We start from the raw sequence: 19,317 nt of genomic DNA, 5'->3' as shown, positions 1-19,317 counted from the left end.
TTTGTTTATTTCATTTTGATGAGATAAGGTGTTATTAATGTCTCTAGTAAATTGCGCATCTTTAGCTTTGTAAATCACAGCTGCTTTATTTCTTTTAATTTCTCTGTAGATGGTTGATCTATCTCTATTTAGTTCTTTAGCTATGAAAGAAACTGATTTATTTTGAACATTTAATAGATATTCAATTAATGTTCTTTCTTTTAAAGATATTTGTTTATAATTATTCATGGTAACTCCTTTGGGCTTTGAACGGTCAGGAGTTGCTTTTTTTGTATCAAAAAAACTGCAATTCCTATGAGATTATTTTCTCATAAGTGTTGCAGTTCCAATTTTAATTCGTAGATCAAATTAATTGATCCTTTTTTCTATACTGTATACATTATTATCATAAATACTAAGAATGGTAATAAACAGAATGTAATTGTGTTTCTTCATCTAATTAAAATCGCTTCTTCTTTAGTATAAGTTTTTTGATATCTTAATCTTTTATCATTAAAATAGTTTATCGCTTTTCTGTTTCTAATGTAGTTAATAATAAAAATAGCTAAAATTTCAATACATAAATATGCTGTAGCAACAAAAGCTGTTGCGTCAATAAATCTTTTTTTGCTTGTTATATTAGGAGCAAAACTTGCAACATCTTTGAATGCATAACCAAGTCCAAAGCTTAATCCTATACCAATTAAAGTAACACCTAAAATTGATACTCAGCTTACTCAATTAAATTTTTTGTTTTCTCTAAAATTTTTCATTTTAGTATAATTTTCAGCTGCTTTTAGATCGCTATTTAATTCTTTATTAATATCCTGATAATGACCATCTAGACCTTCTTTTCGTAATTTTTTAAGGTTTTTTAATTCATTCTTTGCCATATTTGCTCCTTTCAATTGACTTATATACTCTTTTAGTTTATCATATTAAAAAATATTATAAATAAGGAGGTTAAGACCATGATTAAATCAAAAAACAAAAGCACTTTAAAAAACTTTAACTTAGATGCGTTAGATTTAGATCTAAACGAAGAGTTAATTTATGCACAGCCTACATTTTGAAGAACCGTTTCATATAGATTCGATGAATTAAAAGAAGAGGCTTCAAAATATTTTAGAAGACATCCACTTATAGGGTACTCTTTTAAACGTATTGTTTATGGGCTACTAACATTAATTGTAAGTATTGCAATAGTTTTCTTTTTAGTTAACTTTGTAACACCAGATTCTTCATATTTACCAGATGTATCTGAATTAGGGAAAATGGGAATTGGGACATCAGGACCAAAATACGATGCATTTTTACAAACAAGATTAGAATTATTTGGTGTTAGTGGTAATGCTATAGAAAGATTATTAAGATATTTCAAAAACATTATTCCATTTATTCCAAAACATATTTTAGTTGGACAATCAGTTGAATTCCCTGATGCTTCTCAATTATCAGAAGCTCAAATAATTATTAACACAGTTTTATATACTGGTGGGCAAGTTGATGGATTATTAAAATCAGGCTCTCAAGAACTAATTGATGCGATAAAAATAAACGCATCATATAAAACTGTTTGAGTATACTTAGGAGTTGTTAAATCAAGTTCAATGGGTATGCCAGGTTCAACAGAAGTAACAAGCTTATTTGCAAGTGCAATTCCATATTCATTTGGTATTGGAAGTGTAGCTGTTTTATTCTCTTACTTAATTGGTATCCCTTTAGGTATTGAAGCAGCCAAAAGAAAAGGTAAAGCAACTGATGGAGCAATCAACGGTACTGCTACATTCTTATTAGCTGTTCCTTCATTAGTTATTGTTATTGCTATTTATTTAATATCAATTTTAGTTTTTGGTCATTCTTCTATTTTTAGTTCAGGATCATTCTGAACAAGATTTTGACCTGTTGTTGCATTAGTTATATTAATGGCACCAACAACAATTATTTTAACTAGACGTTATGTGGTCGATGAAATGACAGCTGATTATACTAAATTTGCTTATGCTAAAGGTTTAGGAGAATCAAAAGTATTTTACGTACATATATTCAGAAATGCTGGAGTAAGAATTTTACGTGAATTACCTTTAGATTTAGCATTTACATTATTTGGAGCTTCAATTTTAACTGAAACTCAATGAAACATACCAGGTATGTCTCAATTAATTATTAACGGTGTTAATAACCGTGACTCATTTGTTATCTTAGGATTTATAACATTTGCATCATTAGTAAAAATTGCAGCAACGCTAGTTTCTGATTTATTTATGGTATTAATGGATCCAAGAGTTAAATTAAGTGGTAGATAGAAAGAGGGGAAAATTATGATAAACATCGATAAAGAAAAATTTGAACGTGAAAATAAAGTTAATTTTGAAGAAATTGACGAAAAAATGTTTGAAGTAGTCGAAGAACAAACTAGCGAAAGCGAAAGATTAAATTCTAAACCATATAGCTACTGAAAGTCTGTTGGTAAATTATTAGTTACATCTCCTACTTTCATGATTTCTATTTTAGTTTTAATAACTGTTTTACTTTTAGCATTCATTGTTCCAGAAGTAATGAACTATAAAAATACTTCAAGTACTATTGGGGATCCTGCATTGCCATCTTGAGATCATATATTTGGTATTGGGATGAATGGTGAAGATTTATTTGCTAGAGTTTGAGCCGGAACAAGAACAACTTTACTATTTGCTTTCTTAATTGCTGCTATTCAAGTTGCAGTTGGGGTTATATTAGGTTCAATTTGAGGTTACTTTAGAAAATCAGATTTAATCTTTATTCAAGTTGCAAGCATTATTACAATTGTTCCTCAATTCATTTTATTACTATTAATGGTTTTTTTATTCAATAGTAAAGGTTACTGAGTTATTGTTTTTGCTATATCAGTTCAAGCATGAGTTGGTATTGCTCAAATGGTAAGGGTACAAATTATGTTAGTTAAAAATACTGACTATAATACTGCATCAATTAGTTTAGGTTCAAGTTCATACAGAATTATAAATAAAAATATTATGCCAAAAATTTTACCAGTTATTGTTCAAACAGCGGCATTTGCAATTCCGACTGCTATTTCAATTGAAGCATCACTTGCTTACTTAGCATTTGACTTTATTCCAGCAGGTCAAACTTCTTTAGGACAAATTTTAAACCAAGTTATGAATGAAACAAAATGACAAATTTATCCAAACTTATTAATTGCTCCAATGGCAGTTATTATGATAGTTTCAGTTGTATTCTTCTTAGCTGCTAGAGTATTTGCTGACTCATTAGATCCGAAAAATCATAGATAGGAGACCAACTTATGGCTACAAATAAAGATAAAATTATTTCTCTTCAAGATGTTGTTGTTAAATTCAATGTTCGTGGAAGAATGTTAACAGCTATTAGAAACGTTTCTTTTGATATTTATGATGGAGAAACAGTTGCGATAGTTGGAGAATCTGGATCAGGAAAATCTGTATTAACTAAAACATTAACTAACATGTTAGAAAGTAATGGTTATATTTCAAACGGAACAATTATGTACTTTCCAACTGAAGAATCAAAAAACAATTCTGAAACAGCTATTAAAGAAGATGTAAATTTAGTTAACTACCATAAAGGTTCATTAACTTCAGATACAAGAAGAAAAATTAAAAAAAGTAATTACAAAACAATTAATAATGCAAAGATACGTTTAGAGGCACTTAACACTCGTTTAGGAGTTAAAGGTGTTGATACTGACGAAATATTAGCAAAAATTAAAGATGAAAGTGAAATTATTCATGATGCATATTATGAACTTTCAACATTCTCAAGATTGAGAAAAAGAACAGTTTTACGTTTAACTCCAACTATGAAAGAAATTTCAAGTAAAAAGAAAAACCTTTCATTAATAAGAGGTAGACAAATTCTTGCTGGTTTAAGAATTCTTGCCGAACAAGAGTTTTTAACTGAGTTTGAATTAAATTTAAAGCACATTTTAGAAAGTTTGAAAAATGCTCAAATTGTTGAAGAACATGAAGTTAATGCATTATTAGCTGCGTGAAAATTTCAAACAACTCCAACTTGATTAAACAAGAGAGAGGCAACAAAAAAATTAAAACAAGTTAGAGGAGGAACTATTGCAACAATATTCCAAGACCCTATGACTTCATTAAACCCACTATTAAGTGTTGGTTTTCAAATTTCAGAAGCAATTAGATTACATAATAAAGTTTCAAGACACGCTGCAAAAGAACAAGCTATTGAACTAATGAATAAAGTTGGTATTCCAAATGCTGAAAAACGTTATCATGATATTCCAGGTAAATATTCTGGTGGTATGAGACAACGTATTGTTATTGCTATCGCATTAGCTTGTAAACCAAAAGTTTTAATTTGTGATGAACCTACAACAGCGCTTGATGTTACTATTCAAGCACAAATTTTAGAGTTAATTAAAGAACTTAAAAAAGAGTTTAATTTAACTGTTATATTTATTACTCATGACTTAGGGGTAGTTGCAAATGTTGCTGATCGTGTAGCTGTTTTATATGCTGGTCAAATTATTGAATATGGTACAGTTAAAGATATTTTCTTTGATTCAAGACATCCATATACTTGAGCATTATTATCTTCATTACCTCAATTAGGTACAAAAGGTGAAGAATTATTTGCAATTACAGGTACACCACCAAGTTTATTTAACAAAATTAAAGGTGATGCATTTGCTCCAAGAAACAAATTTGCATTAGCAATTGACTTTGAATATAATCCACCAATGTTTGAAATTAGTAAAACTCATGGTGCAAGAACTTGATTATTAGATCCTAGAGCTCCTAAAGTTGAAAAACCAAAAATGCTAGAAAACTTAAAAGAAGCTGTAAGTGAAGCAAAGGTAGGTGAATAATATGGCTAAAAATTCAATCATAAAAGTACGTGACCTTTTAATCGAATATGGACACGGAAAAAATAAAGTTTCTGCTGTTAAAGAAGTTTCATTTGATATTTATAAAGGTGAAACTTTTGGATTAGTTGGGGAATCTGGATCAGGTAAATCTACTATTGGTAAAGCATTAATGGGAATTGAACCAATTAATGATGGAACTATTTATTACCAAGATACTTTAGCATTTGGTAAAACACCTAATTTAATAAAGATGAATGAAAAAATGGAACATCATATTAAAGTGATGAAATTGAATCAAACTGCTATAACTAAAGCCTTGGAAATATATTCAGAAGACTATAAACGTGTCTACTTTAAATATATTGAAGGAAAGTACTATGATTTAAAATCAAAAGAAACTGTTGAATATTCAGATAATAAAGTTAGAAAAATTGAAGAAGGTTTAGATTTAAAAGACCATAAATTAGTTTCAAAATCAAAAGATCCAAAATTAAAGTTAGTTGAAGATGCAGTTAAAGAAATTATTAAAAGAATTTTAAAACTATACAAACTTCAAGATAAATCTTTAACATTTCTAAAAATGTTAAAAGAAGATGGAATTATAAACCCAGAATTATTAAAAAAAGTTAACGAATTACATTCAAAAACAAACAAATTAACAATTAAAATTAGAAAATCTGAATCTAAAATGTATCTAACAATTCAAGAAATAGAAAAAGTTAGAAATGATGTTAGAAATGGAAAATATAAATCTGTCAAAAGATTCTTTTTTGAATTAGGTAAATTACTTGAGATTTTAATTTCTGAACATAAGTTAGTTTCACCTATGATCTCTGATTTAAAACAAGCTCAGAAATTAAGTTCAGCAATTGTTTCAACTGGATCAGATAAAAAACAATGATTAAAATGAATTGGTGAAAAAATTTCTACTACTCAAGATGACGAAAAAGTTTTTGAATTAGAAACAATTAAAAATTTAATGGATTTAGAAAATATTCAAAAAACATTAGAAAAATCACCAAAATATTCATTACCAACTAGTTCAGAAAGACATGAATTAAAAAAACAAATGCAAATGATTTTTCAAGATCCAGCTTCATCATTAAATGATAGAATGCCTGTTGAAGAAATTATTGCTGAAGGTTTAGATAACTTTCCTGAATTATATAAAAATGAGGAAACTGCTAAAACTTACATTGATTGATTTAATTTAAATAATCCAGATAAAATAGGCAAAGTAACATTACAAAATATTAAATATTCAAAAGTTAAACAATTTTTAATTTTACAATTATTAACAACTGTTGGAATGTTACCTGAGCATTTGTCACGTTACCCACATGAATTTTCAGGTGGTCAACGTCAACGTATTGGTATTGCAAGAGCACTTGTTATGAAACCATCATTTGTAGTTTGTGATGAACCAATTTCAGCACTAGACGTTTCAATTAGAGCACAAGTTATCAATTTACTAGCTAAATTCCAATTAGAATTTGACTTAACATATATATTTATTGCTCATGATTTAAGTGTTGTTAGATTTATTGCAAATAGAATAGCAGTTATTTATCGTGGAGATATTGTTGAATTAGCTGATGCTGATGAATTATTCAATAATCCTTTACACCCGTATACTAAATCATTATTATCAGCAGTGCCTTTACCAGACCCTGATTTAGAGAAAAAGAAAAAAAGTATTAAATATAAACCTGAAGAAGAACATTTTGATTACATTACAGATTCACCTAAATGAATCGAAGTTCAAAAAGGACATTTTATATTAGCTAATGAAAGAGAAGTTTCTGAAATAAAATCTGAAAAAAGAAAAACTAAAAAAATTGAGAGAGGAGCATAATTATGAAAAAATTACTTAGTATAATTGCTGCAACAACTTTGGTTACAACAGCAGGCTCAACTTTGGTTTCTTGTGGAATGTCTACAAAGAAATTAATGGCAAGAAAAGTAAACACAAAAGAATATAAGGGTTTCATGGCTGCTGCTCTTAATACTTGATCTCCTGGATCAACAATGCAAAACTCTGATTCTATTATATTAGAAAACTTGTACGATGGATTATTAACTCCAAATGCGCATGGTGAAATAGAAGGCCAAATGGCTGATTGATGAGGTCACAATACAGATGGGACTGAGTATTACTTTCACTTAAGAGATGAAGAAAAAACATCAGAAGATGGAAGAAAAACTGGAATCCCAAAATGAACAGCTGTGAGAAATGGTGAAATTAAATACACTAAAAATGTTTCTACAATGGATTTCTATAATGCATTTAGATTTACATTTAATCCAAATTCTTCAGCTGATGGAGCTGCTCCAACAAATGGTTTATTTAAAAATGGAACAGCTTTAGAAGGCATTTTATCTACTATATCTGAATATGATGCTACAGTTCTTAAAGGAGCTAACTTTAGTAGAACAACTGCTGAAGGTGGTGAACAAAATATTGGATCTGAATATATTTCAACAAGAAATTTTGACATTATCGTTATGTTAGTTAATCTTTGAACAGCAACTAAGGAAGGTCAAGCCATAATTAATAAATTAGCTGACGCTAAACTTAATCCAATTTTAAATGAAAATGGAAAGCCTACTGATAAATATAATCCAACACCTGAATTTGATGAATTAATTACTGAAATGAAAAAATATCAGGATGAAACTGCATTCCAAAAATTAATTGCTGATAGTGCACAAAATGGTGGAATGATGGCTATTTCTCTTTCAAGTGAAGGATTAGGAACAGCTGCAGCTTCAAAAGGAACTTATGATACTAGAACAGAACAAATGTATAATATCAGATATACTCTTGAAAATGCATCAACTTCTTTCTTTACTTCTGCTGCTGGATATGGTTCATTGAAACCAGTACCAGATTATGCTGTAAGTTATTCAGATTCTCAAAACAGATCATGATATAACTTTTCAAAAAGATATCAACCAAGTCTTAATGAAATGTGATTTTCAGGAGCTTATTATGTTCAATCATATAAAGCGTCTTCAAACACCATTTTATTAAAAAATCCAAATTATTATCAAGCAGATAGAACATATATTGAAAAATTAATATTCACATTAACTAGAAGTCAATCAGTTGATTCGAACAGACTTTGATTTGAAGGAGGAGACGCTTCAGAAGTGGCTATTTCTCCAAATGATGCTAGTGGTTGAAAAAAATATGTTGGTGATGATTATAATTCTGAAGAACAAAAATTTGCATTTGAAGGAACACATGCAACTTCAACCGTTCCAAGTCAATATACGTTTACAACATTTTATAATTATGGTAGATTAACAAATGATGGTAAAGATATTTCAAAATCATCTAGAGCTTTAGCACAAAAATCAGTTAGATTATATTTAAACTATTTTATGCAAAGAACTCAATATCCTGCTTATGTAGCTGGAAAATTAGATAATGATAAAAATACAAAAGAATCACTAGCTTGAGATGGTGGAGAAGGAAAAAATGTTAAAACTAGATCTTCAACGTTATTAAGAAATACTTTTACAATTCCAAAATTAGCAACTAATACAACAGAATCTAATGATGCTGTTGAAAATGGAAAAGTTAATGGTATACCAGTTGAAGATTATACAATTCAAAATATTGGTACTGATTACAACGAAATGTATGGTACTAAAAATACTCAATTGGAGTCATCTGAAGAAACTTCAACAAATGACTCAAGACTTAAAACTTTAGAAAATAATATAACAATTCCTTCTTATGACAAAGAATTATTAGAAAATTTCTATAATGAACAATTTGGTTCACTTATTGATGGAAATGATGCTTTCTATCAAAATGATTTAATGGCTTTAGGAATGTTCCTTGATTCTGAAGGAGAAGTAATTAAAGGTCTTGAAACTTACTTAAATAATTTTGCTGATTTATCTTATAAATCAATTGTCGATAGAAGTGAAAATAGTAAAGAACTTGATCAAAATAATGAAAAAGCGAAAGCAAAAATTTTAGGTGATGTTGTTAGAAAAGATCTTAGGGCAAAAGAAATTTTAACAAGTGATAATGATTCAGTTTCTCTTGAATGACTTTTAAATGGAGCATTAAGATTAACATTAAACCCTAGAGTTGAATACTTAGTTGATCAATTTAATGCAACTGTTGGAAGTTCAAGTCCGATAACTTTAAAAACCAGAACATCAAATGACGTTTCTGATTATTTAAATTTATCTAAAATTGGAGATTATGATATTTATGTTAGTGGTTGAGGGCCAGACTACACTGATCCATACAACTTTTTACATACTCTAATTTGAGGTGGTGAATATGGGGTTTATACTAATATTGGTAAAGTTCTTGAAACTGATTCAAGTGCAAAAACTGAGATAGTAAAAGAAGAAAACCCAAATGAACCTAAACTTAAAATTAAAGATTCTTTCAAGCAATATGAAAAAGATTATGCAGAAATTAATCAATCAATTACTAAATATACAGGTATAGTTGAAACAGCAAAAGGTATGGGAGATTTCACTGAAAGATTGAAAACTTTATCAGAAGCTGAAACATATGCCCTTTATGATATTGCTTTGACAACCCCTCTTTACAATAAAACACCAATGAAAACTATTCAGTTATCATATTTAGATCCATTTACTAGATCTTCTTATATAGCAGGTAGTTCAAACTTAAGATTATTTGGTGTCAAAATGATTGAATCACTTTGAAATAAAGACGCTTTCTTAGCAGCTCAAGCTCAATTTGAAAAAGGATCATCAAATGAAGTAGAAGAATATAAAAAACTTTATGTTTATGACCCTAAATCTGATGGAGAAGTTATTGCAACTCCTAGAAATTAATGAAAAAGAATGCAACGCATTCTTTTTTTGTTTTTAAGAAAACATTTGCAAAAATTTATAACAACACTAATTATTGCAAAATTGGTATAATTATATTATTGCAAAGGGTGATAACATGGAAAAAAATAAAGATGAAAAGTTTTTAGCTAATTACGAATGAAACGAAGAAAAAACTGCTGCATTTGTAACAACTAAACAAAAAAGAAGAAATGACTCTATATCATGAATGGTTACAGGATTAGTTATCTTGTTTATTACTGTATTCTCATTAGGAAGAATCACTGTTATAGGTCAATTCTTGGATGACGTTTTCTTTAATTTTATTTTTGGTTGATTCAAATACTTTATTTACATAGTTCTTTTTATAGTAGATCTATGTATATTTTCAGGTATAAGATTTAAATTTAAAAAAAGATTCTTATTCATGGTTATATCATCTTTCATCTTATTGTGTTGATTAATTTCTTTAATACTTTTCACACAAATAATAGCTTCAAAAAGTGAAAATTTAAATAAATTGTGACAAGCCAATTTCTTTGCTCAAATGTTCAACGTATATGCAAAAGAATGAGTTGATCACTCAATATTTTCAGGACAATACTATAAAGAAGTGATTGATTACTTCTTAAAAACAGGTTTAGATGGATATTTCAACTTATATAGTGGTGGTGGTATTACTGGTACTTTAATGGTAGGTATAACATCATACTTATCAATAGTAGGCTCATATATTTTATTAGTATTTTTAATGTTCATTAATGGAATGTGAATCTTTACAGGAGATCCAATTTTCTTATTTAAACCAAAAGCAAAAAGAAAAGGTAAAGCTTTAAGAATATTAACTTTAAAATCAAAAAGAAACCCTAATTTTAAAAGACCAGTTACTGTTCAAAACGAAATTCATGCAGAACCAAAAAACGAAAAAAATGGATGAGAATCAATTAATGTATTTGGTAATATGTCATTTGATGAAGAACAAGAAACAAAAACTAGTGATTTAACTATTCAAATGCCTTCTTATGTAAAAAAAGAAGACAAAGAACTATTGGATAAAATTTATCAAGAACAACAATTAGAATGTTCTTTACCGGAATCAGTTTTAGACTCAAATTATATTGAACAAAATATGCCTAATGAAAATGATTTAAATGCTGTTGTTGAAGAACAACAATTAGATCCTCACAGACCTCGCTTTGTTTCAAGAAGAGTTTCAGAAAATAATCAAGTTGAAAGAGTTGTTAAAAATCCTGATTTAAGACCTATCACTCAAAATAATGAGATGCTTGTAAAATCAGAAAACATTTTAAATAGTAATGAAGAATTAAAAGTAGAAGAAATCAAAGATACAACTATTGATGGTGATGATACTTTCTTTGATGCTATTTATGAAGAACAAGAAACTAAAAAAGTAAGCGAAACTTTAGAAGCTCTTGAAGCTTTAAATAAATATGAAGAAAAATACGATTTAAAAGAAGAAACACTATTACAAAAAGAAGTTGAAACACCAATCATTTCAGCTGTTGAAGAACCTATTATTCAAGCGCCTCTTATTGAAGAACCTGTTATTGAAGAGCCAAAAATTATAATAAATAAAAATTATAAACTTCCTCCTGTTGATGTCTTAGCTGTCATGGAAAAAGACTACAACAAGGAAAGAGCAAATAAAGAAAACGCTGCTTTAAAAGCTCTAGCAATTGATGAGACTTTTAAACAATTTGGAGTTAAAGCAAAAGTTATTAATTCAATTATTGGACCAAGTGTTATGAAATTTGAAATTCAAGCAGAACCAGGTGTAAAAGTTAATAGTATAACAAACCTAGAAAATGATTTAAAATTAGCTTTAGCAACTCAAAACATGCGTTTAGAAGCACCAATACCTGGTAAAAATTTAATTGGTATTGAATTAGCTAATGCAAGTTCTGAAATGGTTTCAATGAGAGAAATTATTGAATCAATACCAAAAGAACAAGAAAATGAAAAATTACTTTTTGTTTTAGGTAAAAATGTTTTAGGTGAACCTTTAACTGCTCAATTAAATAAAATGCCTCACTTACTTGTTGCTGGTTCAACAGGAAGTGGTAAATCAGTTATGATTAATGCATTAATTTGTTCAATTCTTTTAAGAGCAAAACCAAATGAAGTTAAATTTTTAATGATAGACCCTAAAAAAGTTGAACTTTCAGTTTATTCAAGAGTGCCACATATGTTAGCTCCGGTTATTTCAGATATGAAACAAGCTGCTAATGCATTGAAAATGGTTGTTGCTGAAATGGAAAGACGTTATGAACTATTTATGAACCTAGGTGTTAGAAACATTGATGGTTACAACAGAAAAGTAACAGGTTCTAAAAAAATGCCATTCCAAGTTATTATTATTGATGAACTTGCAGATTTAATGATGACTGGTGATAGAAAACAAGTTGAAGAATCAATTATGAGAATTACTCAAATGGCGCGTGCTGCAGGTATTCACTTAATTGTTGCAACTCAAAGACCATCAACAGATGTTATTACAGGAACAATTAAAACTAATATACCAACAAGAATTGCATTCGCTGTTACAACTGGAATTGACTCAAGAACAATTTTAGATTCAACTGGAGCCGAAAACCTTTTAGGTAGAGGAGATATGTTATTCATGCCACCTGGTGGAGGAGATCTTATGAGAGCTCAAGGTGCTTATTTAAGTGATGAAGAAATTGAAGAAATAGTAGACTTTACAATTGCTCAACAACAAGCAATGTATGCTGATGAGTTTGATCAAGACAATCTAAAAACAGTTGGTTCTACTGATGAATTATATTCATTAGTTAAAGAATTTGTAATTGAAAAACAAGACGCATCTTCATCATCAATTAAAGGTAAATTTAGAATTGCTGATGCTAGAGCTACAAATATTCTAAACCAATTAGAAGATGAAGGGGTTGTTGGACCTAAAAATGGTTCAAGACCAAGAGAAGTATTAGTAAAAAAATAAAACCCTCAATTTAGGGTTTTATTTTTCTAAGATAATAGAAAGGAAAGCTATATGGAATTAAAAAATAAAGTTAGTAATTTGCCAAGTAAACCTGGTTGTTATTTATATTTAAATAAAGACAAACACGTAATTTATGTAGGGAAAGCAAAGAATCTTAAAAAGAGAGTTTCGTCTTATTTTGATAGAGCACAAAATTTAAAGACTACTAGGCTGGTTCGTGAAATTGTTGATCTTGAATATTTTGTTGTGTCAAATGAAAAAGAATCGTTACTATTAGAAGAAAACTTAATTAAAAAATATAGACCAAAATACAATGTATTATTGAATGATGACAAAGCTTATCCTTATATTATTATCACAAATGAAAAAGACCCAACTTATAAGTATGTTAGAAAATTAGATAAAAAGGCATTAAGAAGTTTTGGTCCATTACCAATTGGTTCTAATGCAAGAGAAACACTAATAACACTTCAAAGACTTTTTCCTTTAAGAAGATGTAAAGGAAATTTAGGAAAACCTTGCCTGCATTATTTTATTGGTCAATGTAGTGGAGCTTGTTTTAAAGAAGTTAACAAAGAATATTACCAAGAACAAATTAAGAGAGTTGATAATTTCTTTAAGGGTAATATAAATGAAGTTAAAACATTATTAACAAATCAAATGCATAAAGCAGCAGAAAATTTACAGTTTGAAGAAGCTCAGAGAATAAAAGAACAAATTGTAAGTCTTGATTTTACAACAACAAAACAAAACGTTGAATTTAAAAGTCAAACTGATGTTGATGTTATAAGTTATTTCATTGAAGATGAAAAAATTGCTATTGTTACTTTATTCTATAGATCTGGTAAATTACTTTTTAAAGATGAACATATACAACTATATTTTGAGCAAGACATAACAGACTTAATTGATTCATTCATGTCTCAAATTTATGATAAAAATATTCTTCCAAATAAAGTTATTGTTGATAATGAAGTAGAATTGTTTGATTTAAAGGAAAAATATAAATCTATATCAACACATCCTATAAAAGAAGATGAAAAAATAATTTATAAAATAGCAACAGAAAATGCACAAGAGACAATTAGAAAATCTAAAATTTCAACAACAACAAATATAGGTAATGAAAACGAATTATTGTTAGAACTGCAAGAAAAAGCAAATTTACAAAAAGAACCGTATAGACTTGAGATGTTTGACATTTCAAATATAGGTAATGAATTTATTGTTGGAAGTTGTGTTGTTTATATTAATGGAAAACCAGCAAGAAATGAATTTAGAAAATATAATATTGAAAGTAAATTTACATCAGATTATGATAGATTAAAAGAAATGTTATATAGAAGGTTCCAAAAAGCACTAATTGAAAAAAGAATGTTACCAGATTTAATAATAATGGATGGTGGTATTATTCAAATTCATGCTGCTAAAGAAATAATAAATGCTTTAGGACTTTCAGAAATACAAATAATAGGTTTAGTTAAGGATGAACATCATAATACATCTTTTTTAATTGATACTAATGAAGAACAAGTAATCATTAAGGACAAACCAAAATTGTTTAACTGATTAAGTAGCATTCAAGTTAGGGTAGATGAATATGCTAAATCAGGGTTTAGAAAAAAACAAAATAATTCTTTCTTAAAATCTGATTTAGAACAAATTGAATGATTAGGTAAAAAAAGAATACAAGATCTTTTCAAAAAGTTCAATACAATAAATGAAATTGAGAGTGCCGACCAAGAAGAACTCTTCAAAATTTTAAAAAATAAGAAAGCTTTAGACAACCTAAACATATATTTAAAGAACAGAAAATAGATACAAATTTAGCAACAAATATTATATAATTAAAAAGTTAATGAATCAGGAGAAAAACATGGCAAAAGAAATAATCTTAACTCAAGAAGGTATTGAGGAATTAAAACACGAATTAAAACACTTATTAGAAGTTGTTCGTCCACAAGTAATTGAAGAATTAGTAGAAGCACGTAATCAAGGAGATTTAAGTGAAAATGCTGATTATGATGCAGCTCGTAATCGTCAAGCTGAAGTTGAAGCAAGAATAAAAGAACTTGAAACAATGATAAGCAAAGCAAAATTAATTGAAGATTCTTCTACAACTGATGGAGCAATTAAAATTGGTTCAAAAGTTAAATTCATCATGTTAAATACTAAACAAACAAGAGAAGTTAAAATTGTAGGTGCTGTTGAAGCTGATCCATTTAAAGGTTTAATTTCAAATGAATCACCAATAGCTAAAGCAATTTTAGGAAAAAAAGTTGGGGAATCAGTTGAAGTTAAAGATATCAATGCGCCTTACTCAATTGAAATCAAAGAAGTTAATTAATAATTACCCTTTTGGGTAATTTTATTTTAAGGAGAGTTATGAGAAATCAATCAACATTCAAAAATGATAAACCTACAATATATTTAGTTGGTACACCAATTGGCAATTTAGAAGATATAAGCTTTAGAGCATTAGAGACACTTAAAAAAGTTTCAGTTATTTGTTGTGAAGACACCAGAACAAGTCAAATATTTTTAAAAAAATATGAGATTAATAAAAAACTTATTTCTCTTCATAAGCATAATGAATCTGAAAGAATTCAAGAAATAATAAAAATTTTAGATGATAAAAATGATGTAGCTATAATTAGCGATGCTGGTTGTCCAGCTATAAGTGATCCGGGCGCAAACTTTATTAAAGAAATTTTAAATGTTTATGATTGTAATGTTACAAGCGTTAATGTTGGGCCTGCCTATATACATGCAATTGTGGCAAGTGGATACACAGCTAAAGAAAACTATTTTCATGGTTTCTTAGAAAATAAAAGTGATAAATCTAAAGTTGATGAACTTAAAGACATGTTAAACAAAAATTCAAAGTCAATAATAAGTTTTTATGAATCAGTTCACAGAATTAAAGATACAATTTCAAAAATGAATGAAATCCTAAATTCAAATCAAAGTGTTTTAATAGGTAGAGAACTTACAAAGCTAAATGAACAATATATCCAAGGTGAAATTCAAGCAGTTAATAATTTTGCACAAAGCGAAGATTTTATTTTAAAAGGTGAAATTGTTGTAGTAGTAGATACTCAAAAACAACAAGTAGATACAATGAATGATAATGAAATAATTTTGCTTGTTGAAGAAGAAATAAAACAAGGTTATAAGTTGAAACAAGCTTGTGATATCGTTGGTGCAAAGATTAATAAATCTAAAAATGAGGTTTATCAAATATTTATTAAAAAGTAGATTTTCAATTGACAAATCAATGTAATTTTAAGATAATAAAAACGTTATCTTTTATGGCGCCGGTGGTGAAGTGGTTAACACATCAGGTTGTGGCTCTGACATTCGCGGGTTCAATTCCCGTTCGGCGCCCCATTAAGTAAAGAACAAAGCAGGTAGTAATACCTGCTTTTTATTTTAATCCGTATAAACCACCATGAAGAACAAAAACATTAGGATAGCCCAATTGTCTATATGTTTTTGCAGTTAATCCACTTCTTGAACCATAGTTGCAAACAATTATCATTTTCTCATTTTTATTTGGGAAAAGTCTTTCAGCATTTTTTATAACACCTGGATATGGAATGTTTTGAGAATCTTTGTAACTTAGTCCTGTCATTTTATCTTCACCGATGCTACGAACATCAATAACTATGTATCCTTCATTAACTAATTTATAAAATTCATTTTTACTTATTTCATAATTATTCATAATTCAATCCTTTTTATATAAATATTATCTCACTAATAAGTTAAAATTATTAAAAGATTAATGTGGGGGTTTTATGAATAAGATATATATAGCAAATGATCATACAGCGATTGAAATGAAAAACGCTATTAAAAATCATTTAGAGAAAAAAGGTTATGAAGTTATTGATTTAGGTAACAACGATGGTAATTCATGTAACTATGCAAATATAGGAATTACTTTAGCAGAAGCTGTTGTTGCTGATGAAAACAATAAAGGTATTGCTTTATGTGGTACAGGAATTGGAATTAGCATTGCAGCAAACAAAGTTAAAGGGGCTAGAGCTGGACTTGTGTATGAAGTTCAAACTGCTGAATTAACAAGACAACATAATAATGCAAATATATTAGCTACTGGTGCTAGATTAATTGCTGTTGATAAAGCACTTTTATTAGTAGACACTTTCTTAAATACTGAATTTGAAGGTGGAAGACATCAAGAAAGAGTAGGAACATTAGATGAGTACAATAAATAAAAATATTTTAGAATCACTTAAAGGTGAATTAAAAAGACAACAAGATCATATTGAATTAATAGCAAGTGAAAACTATGTTAGTGATGCAGTTTTACAATTATCAGGAAGTATATTAACTAATAAATATGCAGAAGGTTATCCAGATAAAAGATATTATGGTGGCTGTGAATTTGTTGATCAAATTGAAAAACAAGGAATTGAATTAGCAAAAAAAATATTTAATGCAGGTCACGCTAATTTACAACCTCATTCAGGTAGTCAAGCTAATGAAGCTGTTTATCGTGCGTTATTACAAAACGGAGATAAAGTTGTTTCTATGAGTTTAGATGCTGGAGGTCACTTAACACATGGTTATCCAATTAATTTTTCAGGTAATAATTATGACTTTAAATTTTATGGTGTAAATAAAGAAACAGAAGAGATTGATTTTGATGAAGTTAGAAAAGTTGTTTTAGAACACCAACCAAAATTAATTGTTGCTGGAGCTAGTGCTTACTCAAGAATTATTGACTTTAAAAAGTTTAGAGAAATTGCAGATGAAGTTGGAGCATTATTAATGGTTGACATGGCACACATTGCTGGTTTAGTTGCTGGTGGTGCTCACCCAAACCCTGTGGAATATGCAGATGTTGTTACAACAACAACTCATAAAACTTTAAGGGGTGCAAGAGGTGGAATGATTTTATCAAAAGCTGAGATTGGTAAAAAAATTGATTCATCAGTTTTTCCAGGTACTCAAGGTGGACCTTTAGAAAATCAAATAGCTGGGAAAGTTCAAGCCTTATATGAAGCAGATACTACTGAGTTTAAAGAGTATGTTCATCAAGTAGTTGATAACTCAAAAGCATTTGCTAAAGCTTTAGCAGATAATGGAATGAGATTAATAGCTAATGGAACAGATAATCATTTAATTAATTTAGATGTAAAAAATACTTTAAATGTTACTGGAAAAGATGCAGAAAAAATTCTTGAAAGTATTGGTATAGTTTCAAATAAAAACATGATTCCTTTTGACACAGAAAAACCTTTTGTGACAAGTGGGATTAGAGTTGGAACTGCAGCAATGACAACTAGAGGATTTAAAGAAGAGCAATTTGTTGAAGTTGCTAAAATAATTGCAAGTGCATTAAAAGATCAATCAGAAACAAATTTAAATACTCTTTCAAAAGAAGTTGCTAAATTATGTAAGCAATTCCCAATATATGAACATTTATCATATTAATACTTTATAATATTAATAATTTGGACAAATAGGGGGAAATAAGTTATGGCATTTACAGAATTGAAACATCCATTGATAATTGATAAATTATCAAGAATGCGTAAAAAAGAAACATCATCAAAAGATTTTAGAGAAAACCTTAATGAAATAGCACAATTAATGGTTTATGAAATTTTTAGAGATTTAGAACTTGAGGCAATTGAAATAGAAACACCAATGACAAAAACAGTTGGGTATACAATTGATAAACCAATTGTTTTAGTTCCTATTTTAAGAGCAGGTATAGGAATGCTGGATGGAATACAAAAATTAATTCCAACAGCAAGAATAGCTCATATTGGACTTTATCGTGATGAAGAAACTTTAGAAATTCATCAATACTTTGCAAAGAAGACTGAATCAATTGATGAAAGCTATGTAATAATAGTAGATCCTATGTTAGCAACAGGTGGTAGTGCTAACAAAGCAATTGATATAGTCAAAAGTTGAGGAGTTAAAAACATTAAATTCGTATGTTTAGTAGCTGTTGAACCAGGAATAAGCAATGTTCTTGAAAAACACCCTGATGTTGAGATATATGCTGCATCAAAAGATGAAAAGCTTTCTGATAAAGGATATATCATACCAGGTCTAGGGGACGCTGGAGATAGAATATTCGGTACAAAATAAAATAGAAATTTTCTTTTTTAAAAACTCCTATAATTGGAGTTTTTTTACTTTTACCACTTTTGTTATATTTTTTGTTTATAAGAGTAGAATATTAAAGAACGTAGTAGGCGAGGTGCTACTGAATGGAATTAAAAAGTATATATAAAAACTGGTTCAAAAATCTTACATGATCAATTATATTAATAATTAGCTTTTTAACAGGAATAACATTAATTTTGTTATTTGTGTTAAAAATTATTAATTATAGTTGATTAATAGGTTGGGTTTTAGGTTTAACTTCGTTTTTAGTTGGTATTTTTATTAGTAAAAAGTCTGTAGAACTTCTTTTGAAAAATGAAAATCATTTTTTATTTTACTTTTTCTTTTTATTAAGAATAGGTGCCTATGCCACTCCGTTATTTATTGCTTTTTTTAATGACAATATTATTTTTGATTATAGAGGTGTATTAATTGGTCTTAGTCCAATTCTGCTACTACCGTTTACAAATCATAAAGTCTTAAATATAAAAAGTTATTAAAA

16 protein-coding genes and 1 tRNA gene are annotated in these 19,317 nt (G+C 28.4%); 14 read left to right on the top strand and 3 right to left on the bottom strand.

Annotation, left to right across the window (positions count from 1 at the left end):
* Both T314_RS0101925 and T314_RS0101920 read right to left on the bottom strand, forming a co-directional pair.
* Window positions 1-228, bottom strand: a 228-nt coding sequence (locus tag T314_RS0101925; RefSeq protein ID WP_029511945.1) for a helix-turn-helix domain-containing protein, incomplete at its 3' end; no start/stop codon positions are given.
* A gap of 137 nt (window positions 229-365) precedes the next feature.
* Window positions 366-872 carry a MotA/TolQ/ExbB proton channel family protein gene (locus tag T314_RS0101920; RefSeq protein ID WP_029511944.1) on the bottom strand — a complete coding sequence of 169 codons (507 nt, stop codon included), beginning with the start codon at window positions 870-872 and terminating at the stop codon, window positions 366-368.
* A gap of 78 nt (window positions 873-950) precedes the next feature.
* Between T314_RS0101920 and oppB the strand changes: the two genes are divergently transcribed.
* The 10 genes from oppB to T314_RS0101865 all read left to right on the top strand — a co-directional run bounded on the left by oppB (window position 951) and on the right by T314_RS0101865 (window position 16,055).
* Entirely contained in the window at window positions 951-2,285 is a 1,335-nt protein-coding gene (gene oppB, locus T314_RS0101915; RefSeq protein WP_029511943.1) for an oligopeptide ABC transporter permease OppB, read from the top strand.
* Between the two features lie 15 nt (window positions 2,286-2,300).
* Entirely contained in the window at window positions 2,301-3,272 is a 972-nt protein-coding gene (oppC, locus tag T314_RS0101910) for an oligopeptide ABC transporter permease OppC (RefSeq protein ID WP_029511942.1), read from the top strand.
* A gap of 11 nt (window positions 3,273-3,283) precedes the next feature.
* Window positions 3,284-4,852, top strand: coding sequence for an oligopeptide/dipeptide ABC transporter ATP-binding protein (locus tag T314_RS04145; protein ID WP_029511941.1), 1,569 nt, complete (start codon window positions 3,284-3,286; stop codon window positions 4,850-4,852).
* Between the two features lies 1 nt (window position 4,853).
* Complete coding sequence (locus T314_RS04140; protein WP_029511940.1) at window positions 4,854-6,707, top strand: ATP-binding cassette domain-containing protein; 1,854 nt, start codon at window positions 4,854-4,856, stop codon at window positions 6,705-6,707.
* A 2-nt stretch (window positions 6,708-6,709) separates the two neighbouring features.
* Window positions 6,710-9,688 carry an oligopeptide ABC transporter substrate-binding protein OppA gene (gene oppA / locus T314_RS0101895; RefSeq protein WP_029511939.1) on the top strand — a complete coding sequence of 993 codons (2,979 nt, stop codon included), beginning with the start codon at window positions 6,710-6,712 and terminating at the stop codon, window positions 9,686-9,688.
* 115 nt (window positions 9,689-9,803) lie between these two features.
* Window positions 9,804-12,665 carry a DNA translocase FtsK gene (locus tag T314_RS03830; protein WP_036237502.1) on the top strand — a complete coding sequence of 954 codons (2,862 nt, stop codon included), beginning with the start codon at window positions 9,804-9,806 and terminating at the stop codon, window positions 12,663-12,665.
* A 51-nt stretch (window positions 12,666-12,716) separates the two neighbouring features.
* Window positions 12,717-14,483 (top strand): excinuclease ABC subunit UvrC, encoded by a 1,767-nt coding sequence (gene uvrC / locus T314_RS0101880; RefSeq protein WP_029511937.1) that lies wholly within the window; start codon window positions 12,717-12,719, stop codon window positions 14,481-14,483.
* A gap of 58 nt (window positions 14,484-14,541) precedes the next feature.
* Window positions 14,542-15,012, top strand: coding sequence for a transcription elongation factor GreA (gene greA / locus T314_RS0101875; protein ID WP_011182999.1), 471 nt, complete (start codon window positions 14,542-14,544; stop codon window positions 15,010-15,012).
* Window positions 15,013-15,050: 38 nt separating this feature from the next.
* Window positions 15,051-15,923: a 16S rRNA (cytidine(1402)-2'-O)-methyltransferase gene (gene rsmI / locus T314_RS0101870; protein WP_029511936.1), complete on the top strand. Its 873-nt coding sequence runs from the start codon at window positions 15,051-15,053 to the stop codon at window positions 15,921-15,923.
* A gap of 56 nt (window positions 15,924-15,979) precedes the next feature.
* A tRNA-His gene (locus tag T314_RS0101865) sits at window positions 15,980-16,055 on the top strand.
* A gap of 37 nt (window positions 16,056-16,092) precedes the next feature.
* Here T314_RS0101865 and T314_RS0101860 read toward each other — a convergent pair.
* Window positions 16,093-16,392 (bottom strand): rhodanese-like domain-containing protein, encoded by a 300-nt coding sequence (locus T314_RS0101860; protein ID WP_029511935.1) that lies wholly within the window; start codon window positions 16,390-16,392, stop codon window positions 16,093-16,095.
* Between the two features lie 73 nt (window positions 16,393-16,465).
* On the opposite strand from T314_RS0101860, the gene rpiB reads away from it, so the two are divergent.
* From rpiB to T314_RS0101840, 4 genes are all read left to right on the top strand, one after another.
* A complete protein-coding gene (gene rpiB, locus T314_RS0101855; RefSeq protein ID WP_011183002.1) occupies window positions 16,466-16,906 on the top strand; it encodes a ribose 5-phosphate isomerase B in 441 nt (146 codons plus the stop codon).
* Entirely contained in the window at window positions 16,890-18,128 is a 1,239-nt protein-coding gene (locus T314_RS0101850; RefSeq protein ID WP_029511934.1) for a serine hydroxymethyltransferase, read from the top strand. The genes rpiB and T314_RS0101850 overlap by 17 nt, the downstream gene beginning before the upstream one ends.
* 45 nt (window positions 18,129-18,173) lie before the next feature.
* A complete protein-coding gene (gene upp / locus T314_RS0101845; protein WP_029511933.1) occupies window positions 18,174-18,797 on the top strand; it encodes a uracil phosphoribosyltransferase in 624 nt (207 codons plus the stop codon).
* 122 nt (window positions 18,798-18,919) lie between these two features.
* Complete coding sequence (locus T314_RS0101840; RefSeq protein ID WP_051612882.1) at window positions 18,920-19,315, top strand: MG406 family protein; 396 nt, start codon at window positions 18,920-18,922, stop codon at window positions 19,313-19,315.
* Window positions 19,316-19,317 lie beyond the last annotated feature (2 nt).

Origin of the sequence: Mesoplasma grammopterae ATCC 49580, from assembly GCF_000701525.1 — a bacterium.
Taxonomy (GTDB): domain Bacteria; phylum Bacillota_I; class Bacilli_A; order Mycoplasmatales; family Mycoplasmataceae; genus Mesoplasma; species Mesoplasma grammopterae.
Note: the sequence above shows the minus strand (reverse complement) of the source record. Positions and strands in the feature narration are given on the sequence as shown.